General features: G+C 68.6%; 22 protein-coding genes and 4 pseudogenes. 12 read left to right on the top strand and 14 right to left on the bottom strand.

Annotated elements, in window-relative coordinates:
• Window positions 1–1,139 precede the first annotated feature (1,139 nt).
• The 3 genes and pseudogenes from V4Y04_RS11735 to holA form a co-directional block, all read left to right on the top strand.
• Window positions 1,140–1,400 (top strand): annotated as a pseudogene (locus V4Y04_RS11735) (arylamine N-acetyltransferase); the annotation flags it as partial.
• A gap of 115 nt (window positions 1,401–1,515) precedes the next feature.
• Window positions 1,516–1,761 (top strand): hypothetical protein, encoded by a 246-nt coding sequence (locus tag V4Y04_RS11730; protein WP_332427556.1) that lies wholly within the window; start codon window positions 1,516–1,518, stop codon window positions 1,759–1,761.
• A gap of 58 nt (window positions 1,762–1,819) precedes the next feature.
• Window positions 1,820–2,809 (top strand): DNA polymerase III subunit delta, encoded by a 990-nt coding sequence (gene holA, locus V4Y04_RS11725; RefSeq protein WP_332427554.1) that lies wholly within the window; start codon window positions 1,820–1,822, stop codon window positions 2,807–2,809.
• 253 nt (window positions 2,810–3,062) lie between these two features.
• Here the strand turns inward: holA and rpsT are convergent, their stop codons facing one another.
• Entirely contained in the window at window positions 3,063–3,329 is a 267-nt protein-coding gene (gene rpsT, locus V4Y04_RS11720) for a 30S ribosomal protein S20 (protein ID WP_332427552.1), read from the bottom strand.
• 357 nt (window positions 3,330–3,686) lie between these two features.
• Between rpsT and lepA the strand changes: the two genes are divergently transcribed.
• Window positions 3,687–5,555, top strand: coding sequence for a translation elongation factor 4 (gene lepA / locus V4Y04_RS11715; RefSeq protein WP_332427551.1), 1,869 nt, complete (start codon window positions 3,687–3,689; stop codon window positions 5,553–5,555).
• Between the two features lie 400 nt (window positions 5,556–5,955).
• Window positions 5,956–7,830 carry an AMP-dependent synthetase/ligase gene (locus tag V4Y04_RS11710; protein ID WP_332427550.1) on the top strand — a complete coding sequence of 625 codons (1,875 nt, stop codon included), beginning with the start codon at window positions 5,956–5,958 and terminating at the stop codon, window positions 7,828–7,830.
• A 382-nt stretch (window positions 7,831–8,212) separates the two neighbouring features.
• On the opposite strand, the gene V4Y04_RS11705 is transcribed toward V4Y04_RS11710, so the two are convergent.
• The 3 genes and pseudogenes from V4Y04_RS11705 to V4Y04_RS11695 all read right to left on the bottom strand — a co-directional run.
• Window positions 8,213–9,574, bottom strand: a complete 1,362-nt coding sequence (locus tag V4Y04_RS11705; RefSeq protein WP_332427548.1) for a variant leucine-rich repeat-containing protein — start codon at window positions 9,572–9,574, stop codon at window positions 8,213–8,215.
• 77 nt (window positions 9,575–9,651) lie between these two features.
• A pseudogene (locus tag V4Y04_RS11700) lies at window positions 9,652–9,812 on the bottom strand (DUF4291 family protein); the annotation flags it as partial.
• 186 nt (window positions 9,813–9,998) lie between these two features.
• Window positions 9,999–10,352 (bottom strand): annotated as a pseudogene (locus tag V4Y04_RS11695) (MerR family transcriptional regulator); the annotation flags it as partial.
• Between the two features lie 91 nt (window positions 10,353–10,443).
• On the opposite strand from V4Y04_RS11695, the gene V4Y04_RS11690 reads away from it, so the two are divergent.
• Window positions 10,444–10,923: a hypothetical protein gene (locus V4Y04_RS11690; protein WP_332427547.1), complete on the top strand. Its 480-nt coding sequence runs from the start codon at window positions 10,444–10,446 to the stop codon at window positions 10,921–10,923.
• A 119-nt stretch (window positions 10,924–11,042) separates the two neighbouring features.
• On the opposite strand, the gene istB is transcribed toward V4Y04_RS11690, so the two are convergent.
• The 5 genes from istB to V4Y04_RS11665 all read right to left on the bottom strand — a co-directional run bounded on the left by istB (window position 11,043) and on the right by V4Y04_RS11665 (window position 14,802).
• Window positions 11,043–11,876, bottom strand: coding sequence for an IS21-like element helper ATPase IstB (gene istB, locus V4Y04_RS11685; protein WP_332427546.1), 834 nt, complete (start codon window positions 11,874–11,876; stop codon window positions 11,043–11,045).
• Window positions 11,877–13,157: an IS21 family transposase gene (istA, locus tag V4Y04_RS11680; RefSeq protein WP_332427545.1), complete on the bottom strand. Its 1,281-nt coding sequence runs from the start codon at window positions 13,155–13,157 to the stop codon at window positions 11,877–11,879.
• A 230-nt stretch (window positions 13,158–13,387) separates the two neighbouring features.
• Window positions 13,388–13,519 carry a hypothetical protein gene (locus V4Y04_RS11675; protein ID WP_332427543.1) on the bottom strand — a complete coding sequence of 44 codons (132 nt, stop codon included), beginning with the start codon at window positions 13,517–13,519 and terminating at the stop codon, window positions 13,388–13,390.
• A gap of 208 nt (window positions 13,520–13,727) precedes the next feature.
• Window positions 13,728–13,922 carry a DUF397 domain-containing protein gene (locus V4Y04_RS11670; protein WP_332427542.1) on the bottom strand — a complete coding sequence of 65 codons (195 nt, stop codon included), beginning with the start codon at window positions 13,920–13,922 and terminating at the stop codon, window positions 13,728–13,730.
• Window positions 13,912–14,802, bottom strand: coding sequence for a helix-turn-helix domain-containing protein (locus V4Y04_RS11665; protein ID WP_332427541.1), 891 nt, complete (start codon window positions 14,800–14,802; stop codon window positions 13,912–13,914). Before V4Y04_RS11665 ends, V4Y04_RS11670 begins: the two co-directional genes overlap by 11 nt.
• Before the next feature lie 136 nt (window positions 14,803–14,938).
• Here V4Y04_RS11665 and V4Y04_RS11660 point away from each other — a divergent pair, with 136 nt between their 5' ends.
• Window positions 14,939–15,445, top strand: coding sequence for an ATP-binding protein (locus V4Y04_RS11660; protein WP_332427540.1), 507 nt, complete (start codon window positions 14,939–14,941; stop codon window positions 15,443–15,445).
• A gap of 183 nt (window positions 15,446–15,628) precedes the next feature.
• Window positions 15,629–15,821 (top strand): annotated as a pseudogene (locus V4Y04_RS11650) (DUF4291 family protein); the annotation flags it as partial.
• A 152-nt stretch (window positions 15,822–15,973) separates the two neighbouring features.
• Here V4Y04_RS11650 and V4Y04_RS11645 read toward each other — a convergent pair.
• From V4Y04_RS11645 to V4Y04_RS11630, 4 genes are all read right to left on the bottom strand, one after another.
• On the bottom strand, window positions 15,974–17,611 hold the full coding sequence (locus V4Y04_RS11645; RefSeq protein WP_332427100.1) for a transposase: 1,638 nt from the start codon (window positions 17,609–17,611) through the stop codon (window positions 15,974–15,976).
• Entirely contained in the window at window positions 17,604–18,182 is a 579-nt protein-coding gene (locus V4Y04_RS11640) for an IS607 family transposase (RefSeq protein WP_332427102.1), read from the bottom strand. Before V4Y04_RS11640 ends, V4Y04_RS11645 begins: the two co-directional genes overlap by 8 nt.
• Window positions 18,183–18,291: 109 nt before the next feature.
• On the bottom strand, window positions 18,292–18,885 hold the full coding sequence (locus V4Y04_RS11635) for a DUF4291 domain-containing protein (RefSeq protein WP_332427539.1): 594 nt from the start codon (window positions 18,883–18,885) through the stop codon (window positions 18,292–18,294).
• A 282-nt stretch (window positions 18,886–19,167) separates the two neighbouring features.
• On the bottom strand, window positions 19,168–19,311 hold the full coding sequence (locus V4Y04_RS11630) for a DUF4291 family protein (protein ID WP_332427538.1): 144 nt from the start codon (window positions 19,309–19,311) through the stop codon (window positions 19,168–19,170).
• 94 nt (window positions 19,312–19,405) lie between these two features.
• On the opposite strand from V4Y04_RS11630, the gene V4Y04_RS11625 reads away from it, so the two are divergent.
• The 4 genes from V4Y04_RS11625 to V4Y04_RS11610 all read left to right on the top strand — a co-directional run bounded on the left by V4Y04_RS11625 (window position 19,406) and on the right by V4Y04_RS11610 (window position 24,165).
• On the top strand, window positions 19,406–19,783 hold the full coding sequence (locus V4Y04_RS11625; protein ID WP_332427536.1) for a nuclear transport factor 2 family protein: 378 nt from the start codon (window positions 19,406–19,408) through the stop codon (window positions 19,781–19,783).
• Window positions 19,784–19,962: 179 nt separating this feature from the next.
• The gene (locus V4Y04_RS11620) at window positions 19,963–22,173 is read left to right on the top strand and encodes a SpoIIE family protein phosphatase (protein WP_332427534.1); all 2,211 of its coding nucleotides are present in this window, start codon (window positions 19,963–19,965) and stop codon (window positions 22,171–22,173) included.
• Window positions 22,174–22,253: 80 nt separating this feature from the next.
• Window positions 22,254–23,486, top strand: coding sequence for a radical SAM family heme chaperone HemW (gene hemW / locus V4Y04_RS11615; protein WP_332427532.1), 1,233 nt, complete (start codon window positions 22,254–22,256; stop codon window positions 23,484–23,486).
• Between the two features lie 100 nt (window positions 23,487–23,586).
• Entirely contained in the window at window positions 23,587–24,165 is a 579-nt protein-coding gene (locus tag V4Y04_RS11610; protein WP_332427530.1) for a Uma2 family endonuclease, read from the top strand.
• On the opposite strand, the gene V4Y04_RS11605 is transcribed toward V4Y04_RS11610, so the two are convergent.
• Window positions 24,143–24,955: a DUF3097 domain-containing protein gene (locus tag V4Y04_RS11605; protein ID WP_332427528.1), complete on the bottom strand. Its 813-nt coding sequence runs from the start codon at window positions 24,953–24,955 to the stop codon at window positions 24,143–24,145. The genes V4Y04_RS11610 and V4Y04_RS11605 overlap by 23 nt on opposite strands.
• Window positions 24,956–24,974: the final 19 nt, after the last annotated feature.

The raw sequence follows: 24,974 nt of genomic DNA, 5'->3' as shown, positions 1-24,974 counted from the left end.
TTCGCCGGCGATTTCGCACGATCATACCACCAGATATAACGTCAGGTGAAAGTGGCGTAACATAAAACCGTGTAATCTTGAGGTGGTGGCCACCACTGAACATCACGTTTGCGCTTAATGCTCCGGCGAGCGCTGAACTGACCCGAGTAAAACACCCGTCCGGAGTCGCGGCTCGCGCATGCCAAACATCAGACATGGAGAAATCCATCAAACAGCGGCTCGTTAGGCTTCGCCGCAAAAAGACTGCGACGCTCGACGCCCAGGCTGCTCACTTCCGCAGCAACTAACATATCGGATCTCATCCCGTGAGAATAATGGAAAGCTCCGGTCACTGATCTGCCGGCATGCACTCATGGCACTCCGCCATGAGTACATCGCTGTGCTGGTGGAAACAAATTGGAAAACGGAGCGGACCTTACGGCAACTGAAAAACGGCCGTTAATAGTGATGAATGAGAATCGCAAACAACGATAAAATGATAAATGCGCACTAATATTATAACGCGTGGATGTCTTAACTGTGGAATGTTGATCTGAGATGAACCAAACTGGAGTCACATCTGAGATAACCAGGTCTCGGTTACGACATGATGCTTAAACGCGGTAGTCACCCGATGCGCAAAGCAAAGATTTACTTCCATATAATGGCGTCGATGTCGCCCAAACCATAACTCAACATGATGCAAAAGATTTTCACATCTTTCAGCACTTAATTCATAGACCAAATGAGGAACCTCAACTCATCTTCACATGATGATCGTGCTGACTGAACACGCTGGAAGGCAGTGAGCGCCGCGAGAGAGCCCAAATAATCCTGGGCTTGGCTCCCGGTATTTTGTGTTTCACGCCTTGGCATTATATCACCCGTCGCATGGTATGAATATGACGGTCGGTAATCTGTAAGATTATTTTGCTAAAACTGCAGGGTGGAGATCTGATGGCACTTGTAATTGACGCCAGCTTGGGAAGGCAATGCCAAAGCTTGAGAAATTGGTAACTGAGGGAACAATGTGAGATCCTGAGCGCACCTGGATCACCAATATGCTGATCGTCATGCGCAACACTGGAAGGGGGAAGAATCGCCCACGCATCTGGACGCCATAGACGTGGCGGTAACAATGGCGTAAAGCCTGAGGGCCCGGCGACTTCGTGGCCGGGGTGTGGTGGCACAGCACCTCGCCGCAGTCGCATTTCACCCGGTCGCTCGTCTGCTCTCGGGTCACCGAGGACGGAGGGAGGATCACGCTCGCCGGCCGCCGGGTCACCACGACGACGGCGACCGGTACGCGGGAGGAACGGGAGTTGGGGACGGACGAGGAGGTACTCGCGTACTACCGGGACCGGTTCGCGATCCGCCTCGCCCAGGTGCCGACCGTGAGGAATCCCCACCGGGCCGGCTGATCGGGAACCCGTCGGCGGCACCGGACGGCGACCGGGCGACGGCCGGGCGGCGGCTGGAAGGTGACCGGACGGCCCGGTCTTCGCCGTCCGCCGGGTGCCCGACACAATGGCTGCCGTGAGCGATGTGAGACATGTGCTGGTGCTGCCCGACCGGGATGCCGCGGAAGCGGTGGTGGAGGAGTTGGGTGAGCGGTTCGGCGTCGACGAGGAGCCGCAGCTCGTCCGGGACGCCCTTGCCGGTGAGGACGACGCCGAGGACGCCCAGTGGCTCGTCGTCCTGCGCGACGAGAGGGAACGGCTGGACCCCGGTGCGCTGGACGAGTTCGCGGCTCAGTGGGACGGCTGGCGCGAAGAGCCCTGACCCGGCGTCGTGAGGTCGACGACCATCGCCGTCAGTGGTGCGTGCGATGCTTGTCGCGATGGCCAGGAAGACAGCTCAAGACGACCCTCTCGTCCCGGTGACGCTCGCCGTGGGCCAGGAGGACCTCCTGCTCGACCGTGCCGTGCAGGAGGTGGTGGCCGCCGCGAGGGCGGCCGACGCCGACACGGACGTACGCGATCTCACTCCGGACCAGCTCCAGCCCGGCACCCTCGCCGAGCTGACCAGTCCCTCGCTCTTCTCCGAGCGCAAGGTCGTGGTCGTGCGCAATGCGCAGGACCTGTCGGCCGACACCGTCAAGGACGTGAAGGCGTACCTCGGGGCGCCCGCCGAGGAGATCACGCTCGTCCTGCTGCACGCGGGCGGCGCCAAGGGCAAGGGCCTGCTCGACGCGGCGCGCAAGGCGGGGGCGCGGGAGGTGGCCTGCCCGAAGATGACGAAGCCGGCGGACCGGCTGGCCTTCGTGCGGGGCGAGTTCAGGGCCACCGGGAGGTCGGCCACACCGGAGGCGTGCCAGGCGCTGGTCGACTCGATCGGCAGCGATCTGCGGGAGCTGGCGGCGGCCGTGTCCCAGCTGGCGTCGGACATCGAGGGCACGATCGACGAGGCCGTCGTCGGCCGGTACTACACCGGGCGGGCCGAGGCGTCGAGCTTCACGGTCGCCGACCGCGCGGTCGAGGGGCGGGCGGCGGAGGCGCTGGAGGCGCTGCGCTGGTCGCTGGCGACGGGGGTGGCACCGGTGCTGATCACCAGCGCGCTCGCCCAGGGTGTACGGGCGATCGGGAAGCTGTCGTCGGCGCGCGGGGGCAGACCGGCCGATCTGGCGCGGGAGCTGGGCATGCCGCCGTGGAAGATCGACCGGGTGCGGCAGCAGATGCGGAGCTGGACCCCCGACGGCGTGTCCGTGGCGTTGCGCGCGGTGGCCGAGGCGGACGCCGGAGTCAAGGGCGGCGGGCAGGACCCGGGGTACGCCCTGGAGAAGGCGGTCGTCATCATCGCCCGCGCGGCCAGGTCGAAGGGCCGGGCGTAGGACGTTCTGGCCCGTGCCACTGCTCCGTACCACTGCTCGCCCTGTGCCACTGCTCCGTGCAAAGCCGAGGACCCCGCTCCGCCGCCCGGGGAAGGGCGGGCGGAGCGGGGTCCTCGGTGAAGCTCGGAGCCCGTACCCGCGTGGCGAACGCAGGCCGCGTACAGGCTCGGGGTGCCGGTCGGGGGCGGAGAGAGAGGGCCCGCCCTGGGTCCTGCCGGCGGTCGGATCGAATCCGATCAGATCAGCGAGTGGTTCAGCCCTTGAGGGGCGCGACCTTGTGAGCCAGCGCCGACTTCTTGTTGGCGGCCTGGTTCTTGTGGATGACGCCCTTGGAGACGGCCTTGTCGAGCTGACGCGCGGCGACGCGCTGGTACTCGGCGGCCTTCTCGGCGTCGCCCGCGGCGACGGCCTCACGAGCCTTGCGGATCGCGGTCTTCAGAGAGGACTTGACGGCCTTGTTGCGCAGCCGGGCCTTCTCGTTGGTCTTGTTCCGCTTGATCTGGGACTTGATGTTCGCCACGAATGAGCCTCTACAGGTTCTGGTCCGGGGCCGCACGGGTCCCGGACCGGTGAATTTCTTGAGACGTGCCCCGCACCGAGAGGGCAAGAGACACAACGCCCCACGTTACCAGCGGTCCGACGAGCGGCCCAAACCCGGCCCCGCCGGTCCGGCACGGCTCCGGTCCGGCACGGCTCCGGCACAGGCCCGGTCCGGCACGGCTCTGGTCCGGCACAGGCCCGGTCCGGCACCGGCCGGGCTTCTGTTTCCCACCAGGGGCGCCACACCCCTCGCCCGTGGGACCATGGAAGCTACGTATAGATCCGATCCGACCCGAGACCGCAGACACTGCGGACGCCTCAAGAATCAGGACCCTGCGTGCCCGCGACCCCCATCCACGTGCCCGAGCCGAGCCGTACCGACCCGGCTCTGATCCGCAATTTCTGCATCATCGCGCACATCGACCACGGAAAGTCCACGCTCGCCGACCGGATGCTCCAGCTGACCGGTGTGGTCGAGCAGCGGCAGATGCGCGCCCAGTACCTCGACCGCATGGACATCGAGCGCGAACGCGGCATCACGATCAAGTCCCAGGCGGTGCGGTTGCCGTGGGCGCCCACTCACGACAAGGGCAGCACGCACATCCTCAACATGATCGACACGCCGGGGCACGTCGACTTCACCTACGAGGTGTCGCGGTCGCTCGCCGCCTGCGAGGGCACGGTCCTGCTGGTGGACGCCGCGCAGGGCATCGAGGCGCAGACCCTCGCCAACCTGTACCTGGCGATGGAGAACGACCTCAAGATCATCCCGGTGCTCAACAAGATCGACCTGCCGGCCGCGCAGCCCGAGAAGTTCGCCGAGGAGCTCGCCAACCTGGTCGGCTGCGAGCCCGACGACGTGCTGAAGGTGTCCGCCAAGACCGGGCTCGGCGTCGAGGCGCTGCTCGACAGGGTGGTCGCCGAGATTCCCGCCCCGGTCGGCGTCAAGGACGCCCCGGCCCGCGCGATGATCTTCGACTCGGTCTACGACTCGTACCGCGGCGTCGTGACGTACGTCCGGGTCATCGACGGCCAGCTCAACAAGCGCGAGCGCATCCGGATGATGTCCACGGGCGCGACGCACGAGCTGCTGGAGATCGGTACGAACTCGCCGGAGATGCTGTCCTCCGACGGTCTCGGCGTCGGCGAGGTGGGCTACCTCATCACCGGTGTGAAGGACGTCCGCCAGTCCAAGGTCGGTGACACCATCACCAGCCAGCACAAGGGGGCCGAGGAGGCGCTGGGCGGCTACAAGGAGCCCAAGCCCATGGTCTTCTCCGGCCTGTACCCGATGGACGGCTCCGACTACCCCATGCTGCGCGACGCGCTGGACAAGCTCCAGCTCAACGACGCGGCCCTGGTCTACGAGCCGGAGACGTCCGCGGCCCTCGGGTTCGGCTTCCGCGTGGGCTTCCTGGGCCTGCTGCACCTCGACGTGATCCGTGAGCGCCTCGAGCGCGAGTTCGGGCTCGACCTGATCGCCACCGCGCCCAACGTGGTGTACCGCGTGATCATGGAGGACGGTGCCGAGCACATCGTCACCAACCCGAGCGAGTTCCCCGAGGGGAAGATCGACGAGGTCTTCGAGCCGGTGGTGCGGGCCACGATCCTCGCGCCCACCGAGTTCATCGGCGCGATCATGGAGCTGTGCCAGACCCGGCGCGGCACCCTGCTCGGCATGGACTACCTCTCCGAGGACCGGGTCGAGATCCGCTACACGCTGCCGCTCGCGGAGATCGTCTTCGACTTCTTCGACCAGCTGAAGTCCAAGACCCGCGGCTACGCCTCGCTGGACTACGAGCCCACGGGCGAGCAGTCCTCCAGCCTGGTCAAGGTCGACATCCTGCTGCACGGCGACAAGGTGGACGCCTTCTCGGTGATCACCCACAAGGACCAGGCGTACGCGTACGGCGTGCGGCTCGTCGCCAAGCTGCGGGAGCTGATCCCGCGGCAGGGCTTCGAGGTGCCCGTCCAGGCCGCCATCGGTTCCCGGGTGATCGCCCGCGAGACCGTCCGCGCCATCCGCAAGGACGTCCTCGCCAAGTGCTACGGCGGTGACATCTCGCGCAAGCGCAAGCTGCTGGAGAAGCAGAAGGAGGGCAAGAAGCGGATGAAGATGGTGGGTGCCGTGGAGGTCCCGCAGGAGGCATTCATCGCCGTTCTCTCCAGCGACGAGAACGCGGGATCGGGCAAGGGCAAGAAGTAACCGGGCTGCTGTGGGTCACTGGGGCCGCCGGGGGTCACCGGGGGCTCCGGGGGTTCCCGGGGGTTCCCGGGGGAGCGATTCCGGCCGCTTCCGGGCGGAGCGGGGCCCGTCGTGCGCACGCACGGCGGGCCCTTCCGCGTTCGCGGCCGGCCCGTGGGCGGGGTCCTGTGGCCGGCCCGTCGTCGGTTCCGTTGTGACGCGTCAAAGGGATCTCTGTGCGAAGTGACAGGCCGTGGCCCCTTACGCAGCCGCCGGTGGGCCTTTACTCTGTCCCTGCCCGACGGTTACTCGCGAGTTAAACAAGGGTACGTGAGTGTAACCAGCCGATCACCACCCGCACGTCAGTCGTACACCAGCCGCATCTGAGCCAGCCGCACCGTCGCGGGCCCCGGAGGATGTCTTGAGCGACACACAGACTTTGATCGAGAACCGGCCGCCGAGCGTGGCGACCCTCTTCCTGGAGCGTGTCGCCGCCACACCGGACGCCGAGGCATATCGCTACCCCGTCCCGTCCGCCACCGGCGAGGGCCCCGACGACTGGAAGTCGCTCACCTGGGCCGAGGCCGCCGAGCGGGTCAACGCCATCGCGGCCGGACTGATCGAGCTGGGCGTGAACCCGCAGGAGCGGGTGGCGCTCGCCTCCGCCACCCGGGTGGAATGGATCCTCGCCGACCTCGGAATCATGTGCGCGGGCGCCGCCACCACCACCGTCTACCCGCAGACGAACCTCGAGGAGTCCGCCTACATCCTGTCGGACTCCGACAGCCGGGTGCTGATCGCGGAGAACGCCGAGCAGGTCGCCAAGGCGGTGGCGAAGCGCGCCGAGCTGCCCCACATCGGCCAGGTCGTGGTCATCGACACGGACGGCGTCCAGACGGACGACTGGGTGATCAGCCTCGCCGAGCTGGAGCGCCGGGGGGCGGCCCGGCTGGAGAAGGACCCCGGGCTGGTCAAGGAGCGGGTCGCCGCGCTCACCAAGGACCAGCTGGCCACCCTCATCTACACCTCGGGCACCACCGGCCGCCCCAAGGGCGTACGCCTGCCGCACGACAACTGGTCGTACATGGCGAAGGCGATCGCCACGACCGGGCTGGTCAGGCCGGACGACGTGCAGTACCTGTGGCTGCCGCTCGCGCACGTCTTCGGCAAGGTACTCACCTCGGGACAGATCGAGGTCGGCCACGTCACCGCCGTCGACGGCCGCGTCGACAAGATCATCGAGAACCTGCCGGTGGTGCAGCCGACCTACATGGCGGCCGTCCCTCGCATCTTCGAGAAGGTCTACAACGGGGTGGCCGCCAAGGCACGGGCCGGCGGCGGCGCCAAGTACAAGATCTTCCAGTGGGCCGCCGGCGTCGCCCGCGAGTACGCCAAGGTCACCCAGGACAACTTCCGCCGCACCGGCACCGCCAGTGCCCCCTTCGGCCTCACCGCGAAGCACAACGTCGCCGACAAGCTCGTCTACGCCAAGATCCGTGAGGCGTTCGGCGGCAACCTGCGCGCCTGCGTCTCCGGATCGGCGGCCCTCGCCCCCGAGATCGGCTACTTCTTCGCCGGCGCCGGCATCCACATCCTGGAGGGGTACGGCCTCACCGAGTCCTCCGCGGCCTCCTTCGTCAACCCCGGCGAGGCCTACCGCACCGGCACCGTCGGCAAGCCGATGCCCGGCACCGAGGTGCGCGTCGCCGACGACGGCGAGATCCTGCTGCGCGGCCCCGGCATCATGGAGGGTTACCACAACCTGCCCGAGAAGACCGCCGAGGTCCTGGAGTCCGACGGCTGGTTCCACACCGGCGACATCGGCGAGCTCTCTCCCGACGGCTACCTGCGCATCACCGACCGCAAGAAGGACCTCATCAAGACCTCCGGCGGCAAGTACATCGCGCCCGCCGAGGTCGAGGGACAGTTCAAGGCGGTGTGCCCGTACGTCTCCAACATCCTGGTACACGGCGCCGACCGGAACTACTGCACCGCCCTCATCGCCCTCGACGAGGCGGCCCTCGCGCCCTGGGCCCAGGAGAACGGCCTGGGGGGCAAGCCCTACGCGGAGATCGTCGCCGCGCCCGCCACGGTCGAGATGGTCGACGGCTACGTCAAGCAGCTCAACGAGGGCCTCCAGCGCTGGCAGACCATCAAGAAGTTCCGCATCCTGCCCCGCGACCTCGACATCGAGCACGGCGAGATCACCCCGAGCCTGAAGCTGAAGCGCCCGGTGGTCGAGCGGGAGTACAAGCACCTGATCGACGAGATGTACGCGGGCGCCCGCGAGGCGTGAGCCGCACGGGACGCCCCCGCAGGACGTGAGCACCGGGGCGGAACGCGCGCTCTCGGAACCGCGGAGCCGGAAGCGGAGGCCCTGCGGAAGAGTGTGAGCAGCCGGCAGCCCAATGCCACTTGAGCACTCGAACGAGCGGCGCGTGGGCAGGAACGGCCGAAGTGCTCACGCTTTTGACGCATGGCTGGAGGCTTCGGGGCTCCTTGCACAGCACGGACAGTGTGGTCCAGTGGCGTGCTTCCCGGACACACCCTGGGGAGGCTCAGTGGTCCGTTACGCCCGAACTCCAGGGCAGGGTCGGGCCGGTGGTGACGGCTGCCCGGCAGGTCCGCGGCCTCGCGGCGGCTCTGGGGAGTGAGGGCGCGCCTCGTGCTGTCTGGAATCACAAGCCGGCAGTGGCGAGGATTCGGTGCATCGGCGAGAGCCGCAGCGCGGAGTTGGCAGCGGCGTCGTCGACGACCTCGGGATCCCTGTCCGACAGCAGTTGCTCCAGCAGCGCTTCCGTGACGTTGGGATGACGGGCGACCCCGCGACGCAGGAAGGGTTCGGAATCGCCGGCGAGTCGCTGAAGGGATGCCACGGGCAGTTCCGGGTCCTGCAGGGCGACGTAGCGTGCGTTCGGGCTGGGTTCGTCGACGAACGTGTGCAGTGTGTGACGAGGGAAGTTGGGGTGATCGACGAGCAGTGGTCGGATGTGGAACACGTCGCCGTGGGCGCGGACCAGCCGTTCCAGGACTTCCGGTGGTGCATCCGGTCGACGGGCGGCAGCACGGCGGACCATGAGCTCCCGATCGTTGTCCAGCCGGTGCCATGCCTCTTCGGGCAGGTCGTGGCAGGAGGCCAGTACGCGCCGGAATGCCGCGTACGGGCAGTCCAGGTAGGTCATCCGTTCCTCGAGGGGCACATCGCGCAGCCAGTCCGGCCCGGTGAAGTTCCAGCTCAGAGCCACCTCGGCCTCGATGTTTCCGTCCGCGAGCTCGGCTTCCACGAGCGCGTACAGTCCGTCCCGGGTTTCGGCGTCCACATGGCGGCTCTGCGCCACCGCGACGCGCACGAACGGATCATCGATGTCCAGGAGCCGGGCCACCATCTCCGCCGACAGATGCGGGTTTCCGGCGACGGCCTGATGGACCGTCTCGTCCTCGCTCCGCATGAGCTGTGCGAACCGGTCCGAGGCGAGGGGGACGTAGCGTGCCACGTTGGCGCGCACGGCCGGGTCGGCAAGACAACGGTCCCTCCACTCGGGCGGGACACCAGGCTGCTTGTGCTCGGTGGCGGCCGCGCGGACCTGTGGATCCGGGTCGGCGAGCAGCCCCTCCTGCACGGTGGGAGGCCGGTCGTGCCAGCTGCGTGCGACCGCGGCGCGCAGCTTCGGGCTCGGCGCGCCGGCGAGTACCGCCCGGGGCCGGCCGTAGGTTTCCTCCAAGGCGTCGATGCCGAGCGGAACCCCAAGGTCCACCGTGCCTCGGACGAAGTCCGGGTACGCGTCACGGATCGCCGGATCTGGATGCTCGGCGACCCTGCGGCGCATCGCCGGGGAGAGCCGGTCCCCGTGGAGGCCTGTCGCGGTTCCCCTGCCGCCGTGCGTCAGCAGAGCCTCGACGACCGCGTCCGCCAGCCGCCCGCGACGCAGTGATATCCCATGTCGGCCGGCCGCGTGTGCGGCCAAGCGCACCAGTACATCCTGCGGGGCCGCCGGGTTCCGCCCCAGCCCGGACAGTTGCGGATGAGCGAGGCTCGTCATGCGCCCAACCTAATCGGCCCTGTGCGTACCTTCTGCCGGCCCACCTCCCCGTGCCCGGGCAGAGGGCCCTTCGTGAGGTCGGCGCGGAGCCCGTGCTCGTGGTGGGACAGGAAGGCGTGTTCCAGGGTCCACTCGAAGCCTTCCCGGGTGGCCTCGACGGCGAGAACGGTTTCCTGGCCTTCCTCGGTGCCCCGTCCGCAGCGGTACATCATCCACGGAACGACGGCTCGATCCATGTCGAACCGTGCTCACAGCCCTTTCTCGCGGAGCGAGCCCTGGACGGACCGCCGGGACTACCGGCAGTCGTCGATCAATCCCGCGCATGTCCATGGTGATCGGCTTGCCCGCCCGGTCGATCAATCCCGTCGGTCGCTACATACCGCCCGGAGCCGTGACGCCCTCGATCCGCTGCTCCGGCGGACCGGCCGGACGTCCGCAGGGGGCATCCAGTACCGACGCGCGCGGCCAGGTCGGCCCGCAGTGCGGCAAGTTCGGTGATACGGGTTTCGATGACCTGGATCTTCTCCTCGAAGAGCGCGGACAGCGCTACCGCGGTGTCCGGTGCCTCGCGTAATTTCTCGCCGGTCCGCGCGATCTCCGCCAGGGAGAATCCGAGCGCCTGCGCAGTGCGGATGTACTGCAGCCAGGCCACCGTCTCGGGCGGGAAGTCGCGATACCCGTTGGACAGACGCCGGCTTTCGACAAGGCCGACCTTCTCGTAGAACCGGATCGTGTCTCTGGTCATGCCTGCCTGCGCGGCGAGCTCCCCGATGCGCATGCCCCTCCGTCGGATGCCGAGCTTGACCTTGGACCGTACTCCACTGTTTAGCGTGAGGCATCGCCGCCACCGGACCAGCAGGAGCCTCATCGTGAGCCGTCTTCGCGTCCCCACGCACCCCGCCTACCTCCGCGTCGTACGCACGAGCGCCTGGTACGACCTGGTCGTCACGGCGGGATTCGCAACCCCGTGGACCTACGCGCTGGTACACGACGCGCTGTCATCGGGCGGCAGCGCACTCGGGCTCGGCGCTTTACCCGAACCCGACCTGTGGCAGACCCTGTTCGCCAACCTGATGGGCTCGGTGGTGGTCGTCTGGGCCGTTCTGCGCATCGTCGGGCCGCTGCCGGAGCACGGACTGTTCGACGGCATCGCGCGCACCCTGTTCGCGACGTGGCAGGCATACGCACTGGTCCACGGCGCGTCGCGGATCCTGTGGCTGTTCTTTGGCGTCGAGGTGGTGTTCGGCGCTCTTCAGCTCGTCCCGTGGAGGTGGGGCCGGAACGCAGACCTCGTAGGCAACGACGCGGGCCCGGCCGGCGGACGCCCGCTCGGCACAGCCAGTCCGTGACGTGGGGCACGCTCACCCGTGCCGCGCACCGGTGAGCGTGCCCGTGTCGGCGGCGGTTGAACGCGGACCCATCCTGGTCGGTTGAACCGTGACCCGTGTGGCGTGTGGTTGGTGGTGGTTCAGTCGGTTTCTGTTGTGGCGGTGGGGACCCGGCCGAGTTGCCGTCCACGCATGCGGTAGGAATCGCCTTTGAGGGAGTGGACCTCGGCGTGGTGGACGAGGCGGTCGATCATCGCGGCGGCCACTGTCTCGTCGCCGAATACCTCTCCCCAGCGTCCGAAGGGCTTGTTGCTGGTGACGATCACGGACGCGCGTTCGTATCGGTTCGAGATGAGCTGGAAGAACAGGTTCGCGGCCTCGGCTTCGAAGGGGATGTAGCCGACCTCGTCCACGACGATCAGCGGGTAGCGGGCGAGTCTGGTGAGCTCGGCCTGGAGGTTTCCGGCGTGGTGGGCGGCGGCGAGGCGGTCGACCCATTCGGCGGCGGTGGCGAATGCGACGCGGTGGCCGGCCTGGCAGGCGCGGACCGCGAGCCCGATCGCCAGATGGGTCTTTCCCGTCCCCGGTGGTCCCAGGAAAACTGTGTTCTCTTTGCCGGTAATGAAGTCCAACGTGCCCAGATGCGCGAGCTGTTGTCGTGTCAGGCCGCGCAGATGGGTGACGTCGAGTTCCTCGATCGTCTTGATCGCGGGGAAACGGGCGCCGCGGATGCGGGCCTCGCCGCCGTGGCTCTTGCGGGCGGCGACTTCGCGCTGCAGGCAGGCGGCCAGGAACTCGGCGTGGGTCCAGGATTCGGTGCGGGCCCGCTCGGCGAGGCGCTCGGCGGCGTCCAGCAGGGCCGGGGCCTTCATCGCACGGGAGTAGAAGGCCAGGTCGGATGCGGTCTGCTCGCCGGTCCGGCCGTTGCCGGTCTTCTGCGAGGAGGCGGTGGGCTTGGTGGTGGTGCGGGCCATTCAGGACACCCCGTCCCCGGTCTCGTCGCGGCCGGCGTCGCCCTCGATGAGGGTGAACACGCGGTCGTAGTCGGTCAGTTCGCGTTGCTCGACGTCGACCAGGTGGTCGGCGGCGGCCGTGGCGCGGAGTCGGGCGGCCCGGGCCGCGGTGTGGTGGCGGTACTCACCGCGCAGGGCAGCGGCGGTGCGGGCGTGGTCGGGATCGGTGATGGTCTGGTGTTTGGCCCAGCAGCGGGCATGGCGGGCCACGACGGCCCCGCCGGGAGCGAGGGTGGCGACGACTTCCTCGGTGCTGGTGGTGACCTGGACTTTCTTGCCGATCGCCAGGGGGTGCACGGAGTAGTCACAGGTGTCGACGCGGATGTAGTGGTCGCGTCCGATGCGGGTGAAGAAGCGCGACCAGCGGGGCGGGTCGACGGGTGGGAGGGCGAGCATGCCGGCCCGGTCGGCGTCCCACCGCTCGATGGGGCGGGTGCCAAGGGTGCGGTGGATGCGCCGGTTGGCGATGGCCAGCCACTGTTCGAGCTGGATGTTGAAGTCGCCGGGTCCGCTGAAGGTGCGGCCGGGTAGAAAGCTCGTCTCGAGGTAGCCGTTGGCCCTCTCGACCAGCCCCTTCGCTTCTGGGTCACGGGGCCGGCAGAGGAAGATCCTGACCGCGAGGAGTCCGGCGAAGGCGGCGAAGTCGGCGGTGACCTTGCCCTGGCCGATACCGGCCTCGTTGTCCCAGACCAGCATTTTCGGCACCGCGCCCCAGCCGGTCAGCAGCTGCCAGTGACCGTCGATCAGATCACCTGTCGTCCGGCTCGGCAGCATCCGCGCGGCGATGATCCTCGAATAGCCCGAGACCATCACGAGCACCGGTGGCCGCCCGGACTGGCCATAGCCGAGCGCGATGTCGACCGGCGGGAACCACAGGTCGCACTGGGCCAGCTCGCCGGGCTGATAGGTGGTGCGCGAGACCGGATCGACGGGGAGGTAGGCGGGCCGCAGCTCGCGGACGCGGTCCTTGAGGATCGTCATCCCGCGGTCCCAGCCGATCCGCTCCGCGATCACCGTCGTCGGCATCGTCGGGGTCTGTTTCAGCAGCTCACGGATCTGCGGCTCGACCGCGTCGACCGCCGAGCCCTTCAGCGGCCGGGAATACACCGGCGGCCGGTCGGTGGCCAGCGCCCGCTTCACGGTGTTCTTCGAGATGCCCAGATGCCTTGCGATCGCCCTGATCGGCATCTCCTCGGCCCGGTGCAGCCTGCGGATCTCTGCCCAGTCCTCCACTTGGATCACCCTCTCCTCCCGATCTCCAATCAAGATCAGGTTGGTATGGATGCCACGAAGTGAGTCAGTTTTGATCCGCCGCCAGAGGGTCACCGTTCAGACGACGCCGACAGCCCGCCTTCCCGTTCCACCGGTTTCCATCTGCGGAACGGATTGCGAACGCGGCTTGATGCCCCACGTCAAGGCGTGTTCACAGACCTCTTGGCTCGCTCGGGTGCGGAGCCCGGGTCGCGGACCGGTCAGCGCTGGGCGTTGCTGCCGTTGCTGCGCTCGGCTCGACGGGTCCACAGAGACACTTCACTGCTCGTCGCGACGGCGAGGGTCTTCCCGGAGGGAGGGAAACCCGCTTCCCGCTCCGCGACATCGAGCATGGCGAGATCAGCCTGAGCCTGAGGCTGAAGCGCCCCTGTGGCCGAGCGCGAGCAGACGAGTACCGGCACCTCATTGACGAGATGCACTCGGGCACGCGAGAGGCGTGAGCAGCCCACGACCTAATGTCACTTAAGCGCTCAAATGAGCGGAATATGGGCAGTGGTGGCCGAAGTGCTCACGCTTTTCCGGACAGGTCTTGGGGAGGGCTCAGCGGTCCGTCGCGAAGTTCACGAACGCGGTCCAGCCGGCCGCGTGGACGGTGAGCTGCGGTCGGTCCAGGTCCTTGGAGTCGCGGACGTGGACGGTTCCCGGGGTGACGGCTATTTCGACGCACTCGCCGCCTTCGTTACCGCTGTAGCTGCTCTTGTGCCAGACAAGTCGTCGACGGCTCTCAGTGCGCATCTTCCGTCTGCATCCTCTCGATCAGGGTCAGAGACTCTCGCGGAGTGAGCGCCTGGGCCCTGATGCTGCCGTAGCGTGCGGCCAGGATACGGACCTCGTCCAGCTCTGTGGCCAGCCGTGCGGAGGTCTGCACTTCCGTATACGCCACCTGCGGCTTCCCCCTCGGCATCAGCAGGGTGAACGAGCCTCCCATGCCTGAGTGTTCGGTCCGGTGCGTGGGCATGACCTGCAACTCGACGGTACGCAGCCGTCCGAGTTCGAGCAGTCGGCCCAACTGCTTCTTGTGGACCTCGCGCCCTCCCAGCGGTCGACGGAGTACCACCTCTTCGATCACCACGGTCAGTATGGGAAGGGGACGTCGGGTCAGGACTCCCTGGCGGTCCATGCGTGAGGCCACGCGTTGTTCGATCATCTCTTCGTCGAGCAGAGGTTTGCGCATCTCGTACAAGGCGCGGGTGCGCCCCTCGGTCTGGAACAGCCCGGGGATGTCGTGGTTGTTGTAGAAGTTGATCTCTACCGCCTCCGCCTCCAGCCGCGCATAGTCCCGGAACCACGCCGGGTGGCGGACCCGGGCACGGGCTTCCGCCCGCGCGACGTCCTCCTTCGTCGCCTTCAGCATCCCTCCGGCGTCGAGCAGGCCGTCCACCGCGTCGAGGAACTCCGGTTGAGGCGTTCTCCGGCCGCGCTCCAGGGAGGAGACGAGGTCCTCGCTGTACCCCAGCCGGTCGCCCAACTCCTTCTGGGTCATGCCTGCCCGTTCCCGCAGCAGTTTGACCTGCCTGCCCACGGCCCGGTTCAGGTCGAGCAGGCCGTCTGCGTCCTCCGGAGTGTCAGCAGGGTGGTTTCCGGTGTCGTTCTGCCGGGATCCTGATGTCGTCACTCGTCCCCCAACTCGCTCGCGCGCCGCACGGTTACTTCCGTCAGTACGGACACGCAACCGTCAGCGGCGGTACAGGCGCCTGTGGTACCGATGATTCCTCTGGTCAGCGTACGACCACTTGGACACGCTCTGTCACATGAAGTATGAAATCGGTGACCATCGCCTCTCGTCTCCCATCGCGTCCCCTCCCGCGCGCTTCAGCCGGCAGCTCAGTTCGACGCGGCACGGGGCGCGCCTCGCACGCCTGCTGGCGGTCCAGAAGTTGTCGGACTGGGGGTGGGCCACGGGCAGCGAACATCTGGAGTCCGCCGCACTGGTCGTCGGTGAACTCGCCGCGAACGCGGTCACGCACGGTGTCGTGCCTGGGCGGGACTTCCTGCTCACGATGACCCTCACCCCGCTCCCCGGAAGCTGCGTGAGCACCCTGCGGGTCGAGGTCGCCGACTGCCGGGGCGAGCGGCTGCCCGCCCCGGCGGAGACCTCGTGCCCGACCGGCGAGCACGGTCGGGGACTGCTCCTCGTGAACGCACTCGCTGCCCGGTGGGGGGTCACACCCCGTCACCCCTCCGGCAAGACCGTCTGGGCCGAGCTGCGAGGCCCCGCCGGAGCGGGCCCCGCGCGAGTCCTGCCACCCCGAGCCTGACCCGTACGCCTCGGCCCGGATGGTGACGGCACCTCACGCGGCCCGTCGAGACGTCGAGGGGTCGCGTCGGCCGGGCCGCCGTCGCTGGACCGTGGAACGCATAGTGACGTGGTGGTCGGGGTGTCGACGGCTGCACCGTCGCTACGCGTGGCGCGGAACGCGACTGAGTGCCCGGATAATTCGATGGCGCGCGTCGAACAGGTTCCGCACGCTGTCACCGTGGGAGAAATCAAGCACCGGATCCGCGCCCGCCACACCGACTCCACGGTCATCGTCCACCAGGCCTATCCAACCGGAGATCGGCCTGCCCGCAGCCCGGGAGGGCCGCTTCCCCGCAGCCTGGCAGCGAGATCGAATGACGTGGGTCATCAAGCCGCGTTCACAGACCTCATCCATGCTGCTCGCATGACCGAGAACGGCTGCCAGCGTGTACCTCGCCTCGCGGGTGGGACGGACAGCGGCCCTGAGGCGGGAGGTCATCTGGCTTGCCCTCCGTCCCAGTGAGCCTGTGCTGCCATGTAACCGTTCCTAAACAGTGTCCAGGAGTGGGTCTTGGACCCACGTCCCGGAACTGCGCGCATCCCGAACGGTGTTGGATGTGCTGGTCTCCCGCGTTCTGGTTGTCCCTGTCCGGCGGCGTGCATCCTGTGCACGTTCCGTGACGGGGTGGCGGGTTTCCTCACGTCCTCGGTCACCACGATCGGCCTGGACGGTCCGATGCCCGGCACCATCGCTCTGGTGATGCCGGGGCGGTGCCGTCCGTCGCCGGATCGGGTGCCCGAGGGCGCGTCTGCCGATCGCCACCGAGGCGGCGTCATGGCGGGTCATGTGACGGGTCTTGCCGGTGAGGGGCTTGCGCCAGTGCTGGTCGCCCCACATGGAGGTGTACGCCGGGTCGACGGCGACGATGGCAATGCCGTGTTCGGCGGCCATGGACACGATGCGGGCCTTGAGCTTGCCGGTGGGCATGCCGGAGATGAGCTGCCGGAACCGCTTCTTGCGGCCGTGTTTCTCACGGGTCTTCTCGGCGGCGAAGTCCAGGTTCTCGATCCCGACCGCCTGCGCGCCGGTCTGCCTGGTCCAGTGCAGGAGCCGGGTGAGGGCGTGCCGGATCTGGGCGTCGCGGTGCTCTGCGGTGCCGGACAGGTCGTAGGCGAAGCGGCGCGGAGAGCCGATCGGGTTGCCGTGCCGGTCGAGCCGGTAGGCGGCGAAGTGGTCGGCGTTGGTGTCCACACCGACCATGCCCCGGGCGCGGGCGGTCTCCAGCGGAACCGTCTTGACGACGGGCTTGGTCCACGAGGCGGTGAGGTACCAGCGGCCGCGCCGCACGTCGAGGTGGACGCGGTAGGCGACGGCCCGGTTCTGCTCGATGCGGTCGCGCCACTCGCCGCCCCGGTGGACGAAGGCGACCTTCGAGGCGAGCACGTACCGGCCATGCTTGCTGTTGGCCAGGTGGGCGAGCGGTGCCGGCAGCCTGATGGACACCTCGCCGTCCGGGGTGACGCGGATCGTCTCGTTCCCGAACCGCTTCCCGGATTCGCCGTCGGCGGCGAAAAACCAGCGCTCGGCCTCCCAACGCTCGTGCCACCGATCCTCGGTGAGCCCGGCCTTTTCCAGGTTGTGCCGGGTGTTGAGCATCCGCCTGCCGCCGCGAACGACGTGCACGACGCCGGCCTCACGCTCAGCGCGAGCCACGTCGAGACGGTGCTCCAGGACCGCCAGGCGTCGGGACTTGTAAAACCACTCTCCCTTCGACCGGTAGCCGCCCGGAGCCCGCTTGGTTCCCTTCTCCCCGATGGGCTGCGACAGGCGGTGCATCAGCGTCCGCGCACCGGCCTCAAGGCCCTGGAGGTGCGCAAGCTGACAACGCCGGGAGAGCGCCCACTGATCGTGGGTCGCCTTCGTGATGCTCCCGGCCCAGCGTGAGGACGACTCGGCCGTCAGTGCCTGCTTACGGGCCGCCCACATGTCACTGTTGTGCTCCAGGCCGTCGGAGCACCGCTGCTTGAGGTCCAGCGATGCCAGGCGCCCCAGGTGTCCGCCGACCAGGCGCAACACCTTCTCGTCTTCTGGAGTGAGCTGCTTGAGGCGGTCACGTATCGCCACCCCGGACGGGCCGGGGGCGACGAACGGATCGTCGAGGGTACGGATCTGCTTCTTACTCATCGGCGGCAGCCGCTTCCAGGGCCTTCTCGGCACGGTTCTTCGCACTGCGGCGGCCGTACAAGCGGGCGCAGAACGAGGTCAGTACCTCCACCATGTCGCGTACCAGGTCGTCTTCGACTTCGCCGTCACCGAGGACAACGAGTCGGCGGCCAGTGGCGGACAGTGCGGCTTCGACGAGTTCGACGTTCATGCGGCCGAGGCGGTCCTTGTGTTCCACCACCACGGTGGTCACCTTCGGGTCGGCCAGCAGGCGACGCGCCTTGGTACGGGCGCCGTTCATGCCCGAGGCGATCTCGGATTCGACACGGACGACCTGGTGTCCGGCCTTTGCGGCCCACGCCGACAAGCGGGCGGTCTGCCGCTCCAGGTCGGCCTTCTGATCGTGAGAGGAGACGCGGGCATACAGGCCCACACCACCTGTCGCCGAGGGTGAGGTGTTCGCGTCGATGTTGACCAGGATCGTGCGCGGCCCCACTCGCTCCGCAGGGACCGGCAACGTGCCCTCACGGAACCAGCGATACGCGGTACGCGGGGCGATTCCCTGTGCGCGCGCCCATTCCGTCAGGTTCATACACGAGACCATACAGCACTCATAACACCTAAAAGACACTTATGAACACTCATTCGAGAGCAGTTACAACCCCTGAGCGATGCCGACCTCCCCTTGTTCGGATCGCTGGTCAGGGACACAGGTGGGCCAGCAGTTCGTCGCTGGCGGGATATCGCTGTTCCTGGGGAAGCAGCCGTGTCGCGGAGGCCGTATCGCCGCGACTGACGAGCGTGCGGATTTCGCGGGCGAGTGGTGTCACGTCTCTGATGGACAGGGTCCACTCGTCCGCGTAACGCGTCGCGGCCTCACCCGAGAGCCCGAGTTGCAGCGAGCGGTACGACAGGGGACGTAGGTTCAGATCGCGTTCGGGATCCCATTGGACACGGGCCGGTGCGCGCTTGAGGTCGCGCTGCCAGGTGCTTCGATCAGGGTGCAGCCCGCGGACGTAGCTCGACAGACAGGCGTGGCGCAGCGCCCAGTCGAAGCCGTCGCGAGCGATCTCCACAGCAAGAACGGTCTCCTGCCCGGTGCTCGTGCCCCAGTTGGAGCGGTACATCATCCACAGGAAGCTGGGCTTAATCCACGTCATGCGATCCCGCAGCCACGCGGGCGGAAAGCGGCCGTCGCGGACGGCAGGCAGTCCGATTTCCGGGGCGTACGCCTGGTAGACGGTGATCGTGGATGCCGTGTGGAGCGCGCGGATCCCGCGGTGCGGTTCTTCCATGGCGTACAGCGTGGGGGCGGCCGGCTCAGGTGGCCACCGATTTTCGACCGCTGCTCGCTACAGCGGAGCACACCAGCCGCAGCACCGTGCGAGTTGCCGGTCTCATGGCCACCTTCTTCAGACACCGGATTCACAAAGGGCGGCTATTCGTGGTCTGCGGTGCTGAGGCGATCCCTATCGCACAAGACGCCCCCCGGTTCGTTCCAACCAGGGCAATCAGCTACGTGTGGCCGTCGTCAGGTGCCCGGAGACGTGCAAGGTCTGTGAACGCGGCTTGATGGCTCATGTCATCCGGTCCCGTTGCCGCACCGGGGGGAAACGGCCTTCCCCGGCCGCCGGCAGGCCGATCTCCGGCGGGTACGCCTGGTGGACGGTGATCGTGGAGTCCGTGTGCAGGGCGCGGATCCGGTACTTGGGTTCTGTCACGGGAACAGGGTGGGCACGCTGGTGCGCGCACGCCATCGAATTACGGTGGCGGGAGCCCGACCCCGCTGTCAGTGGTGCGGTGCAGGATGCGGTCATGGAATCTGCAGCCACTGTTCGGATGCTCTGGGGTCGCATGCAGGACCGGGACTGGGAAGGCGTCGGCGAGTTGCTGGCAGCCGATGTCGTCGTGGAGTGGCCGGTCAGCGGTGAGCGCATCCTCGGCCGGGAGAACTACGTGCGGATCAACGCGGAGTACCCGGAGGGATGGTCGATCGACGTCCTGCGCATCGTGTCGTCCGGGGACGACGTGGTCTCCGAGGTCGAGGTCCCGCACGACACGATGGGCGTTCACCGGGTGGCGTCCTTCTGGACCGTTCACGACGGTCTGATCACCAGCGGCCGCGAATACTGGACGGAGCTCGGCGCGGACCCTTCGCCCGCGTGGCGGGCTCCCTACGTTCAGCGCATCTGAGCGTTCCGACGTGATTGCTCGAAAGTGATCGATTTTCGGCCAGTTCCTGACCGGGTGTGGGGCACTGTTCCCGCTCTCGGTGGTCCACTTCGGTAACTCGTTGCTTATGGGTAGGGTCGGTCTGTCACCCTGACGGTATTGATCGAGGTGTATTCGTACGAACAGTCCGGGAGCTGCCCATGGGGGCCATTCCGACGCAACGGGAGACCTCGTGTGTCGCCTCGGAGGCGTCCACGCGGGCTTATGCGCGGGCGGACGCGACCCTGACCGGCGGCCCTCTCGCCCCGGGGTCCGCGCGGGCCCTGGTGCGGGCGGCGCTCGCCGAGTGGACGGAAAGCGCACTGCCCGGTGCCGAGCACCTCACCACCCGGGCCGGCGACGACGCCACGCTCATCGCCAGCGAACTGGTCACCAACGCCGTCGTGCACGCCGGGACCGAGGTACGGCTGAGCTGCCGGCTCGAGGCGGAGACCGGCGCGCTCCTCATCGAGGTCGCCGACCGCCACCCCTCCCGCTCCCCGCGCGACAGCGAGTCGGACGCGCCGCCCGGCGAGGGCCCCGAGAGCGCCGACCACGGGCGCGGTCTGCGGCTCGTGGCCGCGCTCTCCGAAGCCTGGGGGATCACCTACCGGCCCGGCACGCACACGAAGTCGGTCTGGGCCCGTATCCCGGCCCGGGGCCTCGCGGTGGACGGCACGGACGACGTGGGCGACTCGGACGGCATCGACGAATCGGCAGGTGCGGACGACTGGATCGAGGCGTACGCGTACGAGGGGGAGTCGGAGCCGGGGCTACCGCGCGGGGCCGGAGTCCCCGTTGCGCGGGACGGGGCCGACGGGGAGGCATGGCGTGCGTCCCGGCCGTACCGGCGGGACGGGGCCTGGCTGGGGCGCGGGGCGCTGTCGTTCCTGGCCGAGGCGTCCGACCTGCTCGCCGGGCAGCTCGACGAGGATCTCGTCGCCGCGCTCACCGGGCAGCTGATCGTGCCGCGGCTGGCCGACTGGTGCGCGGTGTGGCTGGAGGACGAGAGCACCGGCCATGGCGACTGGAGCGACGGGTCACGGGCCGGCGGGCCCCGCCTCGTCCGGGTCTGGCACGCGGACGAGAGCCGCGTCGAGGAACTGAGCAGGGCGCTCGAGCAGAATCCGCCGCCTCTCTCCGACCCGTTGTGCCCCGGCCCGCTCGGCTACCCCTGGCCCGAGAAGGCGCTCGACCCGCCGCAGGCCGGACTCGGCCGTCTGCCGGAGGGCTTCGGTCTGCCGGAGACGCCTTTCGGCCTGCCGGAAGTGTCGTACGACACCCTGCCGTACGACTACGGCGTCTCCGTGGCCACCCCAGGCACCACCCCAGGCACCGCCCCAGGCACCGCCCTCGGTACCGCCCTCGCCTACCGTCTCGTCGCCGGTGGGCGGCCGCTGGGGACACTGGTGATCGGGCGGGCCGGGATCGGGCGGTTCCCGGACGAGGTCACCGGGCTGGTGGAGGATCTCGGGCGGCGCGTGGCGCTCGCCATCGGCGCCGCCCGGCAGTACGCGCGCCAGGCCACCATCTCCGCCGTGCTCCAGCGTGGGCTGCTGCCCGGCGCCGTCGCCGAGATCCCCGGCCTGCGCTCCGCGTTCGTCCACGAGCCCCTCGACAAGGGGGGACCGAGCGGCGACTTCTACGACCTGTTCCAGGCCGGTGAGGGCCGCTGGTGCTTCGCCATCGGCGACGTCCAGGGCAAGGGCCCCGAGGCCGCCGTCGTCATCGGGCTGGCCCGCCCCTGGCTGCGGCTGCTCGCCCGCGAGGGCTACCGCGTCGCCGACGTCCTCGACCGCGTCAACCAGCTGCTCCTGGACGACGCCACGGAAGCCGCCGACGCCGCCGCCCGTGCCCTCGTCGCCGCCGGCGCCCGCCCGACCGCACCCGGGGACGGACCCCAGACCCGCTTCCTGTCCCTCCTCTACGGCGAGCTCACCCTCGTCGAAGACGAAGGTGAGGAAGGCAACGGAGACGGCGGCGGTGCCGATGCCGGCGGCGGCCGTGTTCGTGCCCGTGTCACCCTCGGCTCCGCCGGGCACCCCCTGCCGCTGCTGCTCTCGCCCGACGGGACGGTCCGTACCGTCGCCCAGCCGCAGACCCTGCTCGGGGTCGTCGAGGACGCCACCTACACCAGCGAGACCTTCGAGCTGTGCTCCGGTGACACCCTGCTCTGCGTGACCGACGGCGTCACCGAGCGGCGCTCCGGCTCCCGCCAGTTCGACGACGGGGACGGGCTCGCCACGGCGCTGGCCGGGTGCGTGGGACTGGACGCCGAGCTGACGGCGGAACGCATCCATCAGCTCGTCCACGAGTTCGGCGAGCGGCCGCCGGCCGACGATCTCGCCCTGCTCGTGCTCCAGGCGGACTGACACCCGCGACGCGGAGCGGAAAGGAGGGGCGGAAAGGAGACGCGGGAAAGGACCGGGACCAGTGCGGGACAATGGAGCACATGCCTTCCGCACTCCCCGACGGCGATCCCGTCCCCGCCGACGGCGCGCTCCCCGCGTTCGCGCTCGCCGGGGCCGCCGACCGCCCCCTCGGGTTCTACCTGCACGTGCCGTACTGCGCGACCCGCTGCGGCTACTGCGACTTCAACACCTACACCGCCACCGAGCTGCGCGGCAGCGGGGGAGTCCTGGCGTCCCGCGACAACTACGCCGACACGCTGACCGACGAGGTCCGCCTGGCCCGCAAGGTGCTCGGCGACGACCCGCGCGAGGTCCGCACGGTCTTCGTCGGCGGCGGTACGCCGACCCTGTTGGCCGCCGACGACCTCGTACGGATGCTGGCCGCGATCCGTGACGAGTTCGGGCTCGCGGCGGACGCCGAGATCACCACCGAGGCGAACCCGGAGTCGGTCGACCCCGCCTATCTGGCCACCCTGCGCGAGGGCGGCTTCAACCGGATCTCCTTCGGCATGCAGAGCGCCCGGCAGCATGTACTGAAGGTCCTGGACCGCAGGCACACCCCGGGCCGTCCGGAGGCGTGCGTCGCCGAGGCGCGGGCGGCGGGCTTCGAGCACGTCAACCTCGACCTGATCTACGGCACCCCCGGCGAGTCCGACGACGACTGGCGGGCCTCGCTGGACGCGGCCCTCGGCGCGGGCCCCGACCACGTCTCGGCCTACGCCCTGATCGTCGAGGAGGGCACCCAGCTCGCCCGCCGCATCCGGCGCGGCGAGGTCCCGATGACCGACGACGACGTCCACGCCGACCGCTATCTGATCGCCGAGGAGATTCTGTCGGCGGCCGGATTCGACTGGTACGAGGTGTCGAACTGGGCCACCTCGGACGCGGGCCGCTGCCTGCACAACGAGCTGTACTGGCGCGGCGCCGACTGGTGGGGCGCGGGCCCCGGGGCACACTCGCACATGGGCGGGGTGCGCTGGTGGAACGTGAAGCACCCCGGCGCGTACGCGGCGGCCCTGGCCGAGGGCCGCTCACCGGGTGCCGGGCGCGAGATTCTCTCCGAGGAGGACCGCCGGGTGGAGCGCATCCTGCTGGAACTGCGCCTCAAGGAGGGCGTCCCGCTGTCGCTGCTCCGCGCGGAGGGCCTCCGGGCCGCCGGCAGGGCCCGCACCGACGGCCTGCTCCAGCCGGGCCCGTACGAGGAGGGGCGCGCGGCCCTCACCCTGCGCGGACGATTGCTGGCGGACGCCGTGGTCAGGGATCTGGTGGACTGATCACTCGGCGGAGTGAATCACCACGGAACGCGGGTTCGGTCCCTAACCTGGTTCGTAGGCTGCCGCTAAAAGGACGCGGCGGATGTGGAGGGCCACGGAGATGACCGCTGTGGACGAGCGTGGGATGACCAGGTTCTTCGAGGAGTTCGAGCCTCCCGAGGGGGCCAGGGTCGAGCTTCTCCGGGGGGAAATCGTCATGATGGCCGGTCCCGATCTTGTGCACAACATGATCGTGGAAGACGTCCTGGACCAGATCCCACGCAAGCAGTGGGCCCGCCTTCAGACCCAGGACGTCGACATCATCGACGAGGCCAGTGAGCCCGTGCCGGATCTGGTGGTCCTCAAGCGTGATGCCACGCCCGAGGCAGGGCGGCTGCTGCCGTCCGAGCTGATCACGCTGGTGGTGGAGGTCGTCTCCAAGACCAGTGTGGTGCGGGATTACCTCGTCAAGCGGTCGATCTACGCCGCCGGCAAGGTTCCCGGGTACCTCATCATCGACCCGATCATGGAGCACTGCGTCCTGCTCACGATGCCCGTCGGAGAGGGGGACGCAGCCGACTACAAGGCACAGCTGAAGCTGGACTTCGGTGATCGACTGCCGCTCGACATGCTGGGCATCGGCCTGGACACCAGTGAATTCGGCACCTTCCCGGGCGTCAGGCCCCACCGCTTTCCGTGACGAAGTCGATCAGTTCCTCGACCCTGCCCAGGAGCGCCGGCTCCAGGTCCCTGTAGGAGCGCACCGAGCCGAGGATGTGCTGCCACGCCTCGCCGGTGTTCGCCACACGCCACCCCAGGGCCCGGCACACCCCCGTCTTCCAGTCCTGGCCGCGCGGCACCCGGGGCCAGCCGGGGATGCCCAGGGACGACGGCTTCACCGCCTCCCAGACGTCGATGTAGGGGTGGCCGACGACCAGGGCGTGCTCACTGGTGACGGCCTCGGCGATGCGCGACTCCTTCGAACCCGGCACCAGGTGGTCCACCAGGACCCCCAGCCGTGCGTCCGGGCCCGGACCGAACTCCTCGACGATCGCCGGGAGGTCGTCGACGCCCTCCAGGTACTCCACGACCACGCCCTCGATGCGCAGGTCGTCGCCCCACACCTTCTCGACCAGTTCGGCGTCGTGCCGGCCCTCGACGTAGATGCGCCCGGCACGCGCCACGCGCGCGCGTGCGCCCGGGACCGCCACCGAACCGGACGCCGTACGGGTCGGCCGGGACGGACCGGCGGCGGGCCGCACCAGCGTCACCACGCGCCCCTCCAGCAGGAAGCCGCGCGGCTCCAGCGGGAACACCCGGTGCTTGCCGAAGCGGTCCTCCAGGGTCACCGTGCCCGCCTCGCAGCGGATCACCGCGCCGCAGAATCCGCTGCCGGGCTCCTCCACGACCAGACCGGGCTCGGCCGGCACCTCGGGGACGGGCCGGGACTTCTTCCACCCAGGAGTCAGATCAGGAGAGTACGAGCGCATTCTGATGACGATAGGAGAA

Origin of the sequence: Streptomyces sp. P9-A2 (assembly GCF_036634175.1) — a bacterium.
GTDB classification, from domain to species: Bacteria; Actinomycetota; Actinomycetes; order Streptomycetales; family Streptomycetaceae; genus Streptomyces; species Streptomyces pratens.
The sequence above is the reverse complement of the archived record's forward strand: the minus strand, read 5'-3'. Positions and strand labels throughout refer to the sequence as shown.

What these genes read in the sequence shown, in the direction of transcription:
- holA (WP_332427554.1), top strand. Translation starts at nt 1,820, where the DNA reads ATGGCCAGGAAGACAGCTCAAGACGACCCTCTCGTCCCGGTGACGCTC.
- V4Y04_RS11705 (WP_332427548.1), bottom strand. Translation starts at nt 9,574, where the DNA reads ATGACGAGCCTCGCTCATCCGCAACTGTCCGGGCTGGGGCGGAACCCG.
- istB (WP_332427546.1), bottom strand. Translation starts at nt 11,876, where the DNA reads ATGGCCCGCACCACCACCAAGCCCACCGCCTCCTCGCAGAAGACCGGC.
- V4Y04_RS11675 (WP_332427543.1), bottom strand. Translation starts at nt 13,519, where the DNA reads ATGCTCGATGTCGCGGAGCGGGAAGCGGGTTTCCCTCCCTCCGGGAAG.
- V4Y04_RS11670 (WP_332427542.1), bottom strand. Translation starts at nt 13,922, where the DNA reads ATGCGCACTGAGAGCCGTCGACGACTTGTCTGGCACAAGAGCAGCTAC.
- V4Y04_RS11660 (WP_332427540.1), top strand. Translation starts at nt 14,939, where the DNA reads ATGAAGTATGAAATCGGTGACCATCGCCTCTCGTCTCCCATCGCGTCC.
- V4Y04_RS11645 (WP_332427100.1), bottom strand. Translation starts at nt 17,611, where the DNA reads ATGAGTAAGAAGCAGATCCGTACCCTCGACGATCCGTTCGTCGCCCCC.
- V4Y04_RS11640 (WP_332427102.1), bottom strand. Translation starts at nt 18,182, where the DNA reads ATGAACCTGACGGAATGGGCGCGCGCACAGGGAATCGCCCCGCGTACC.
- V4Y04_RS11635 (WP_332427539.1), bottom strand. Translation starts at nt 18,885, where the DNA reads ATGGAAGAACCGCACCGCGGGATCCGCGCGCTCCACACGGCATCCACG.
- V4Y04_RS11625 (WP_332427536.1), top strand. Translation starts at nt 19,406, where the DNA reads ATGGAATCTGCAGCCACTGTTCGGATGCTCTGGGGTCGCATGCAGGAC.
- V4Y04_RS11620 (WP_332427534.1), top strand. Translation starts at nt 19,963, where the DNA reads ATGGGGGCCATTCCGACGCAACGGGAGACCTCGTGTGTCGCCTCGGAG.
- hemW (WP_332427532.1), top strand. Translation starts at nt 22,254, where the DNA reads ATGCCTTCCGCACTCCCCGACGGCGATCCCGTCCCCGCCGACGGCGCG.
- V4Y04_RS11610 (WP_332427530.1), top strand. Translation starts at nt 23,587, where the DNA reads ATGACCGCTGTGGACGAGCGTGGGATGACCAGGTTCTTCGAGGAGTTC.
- V4Y04_RS11605 (WP_332427528.1), bottom strand. Translation starts at nt 24,955, where the DNA reads ATGCGCTCGTACTCTCCTGATCTGACTCCTGGGTGGAAGAAGTCCCGG.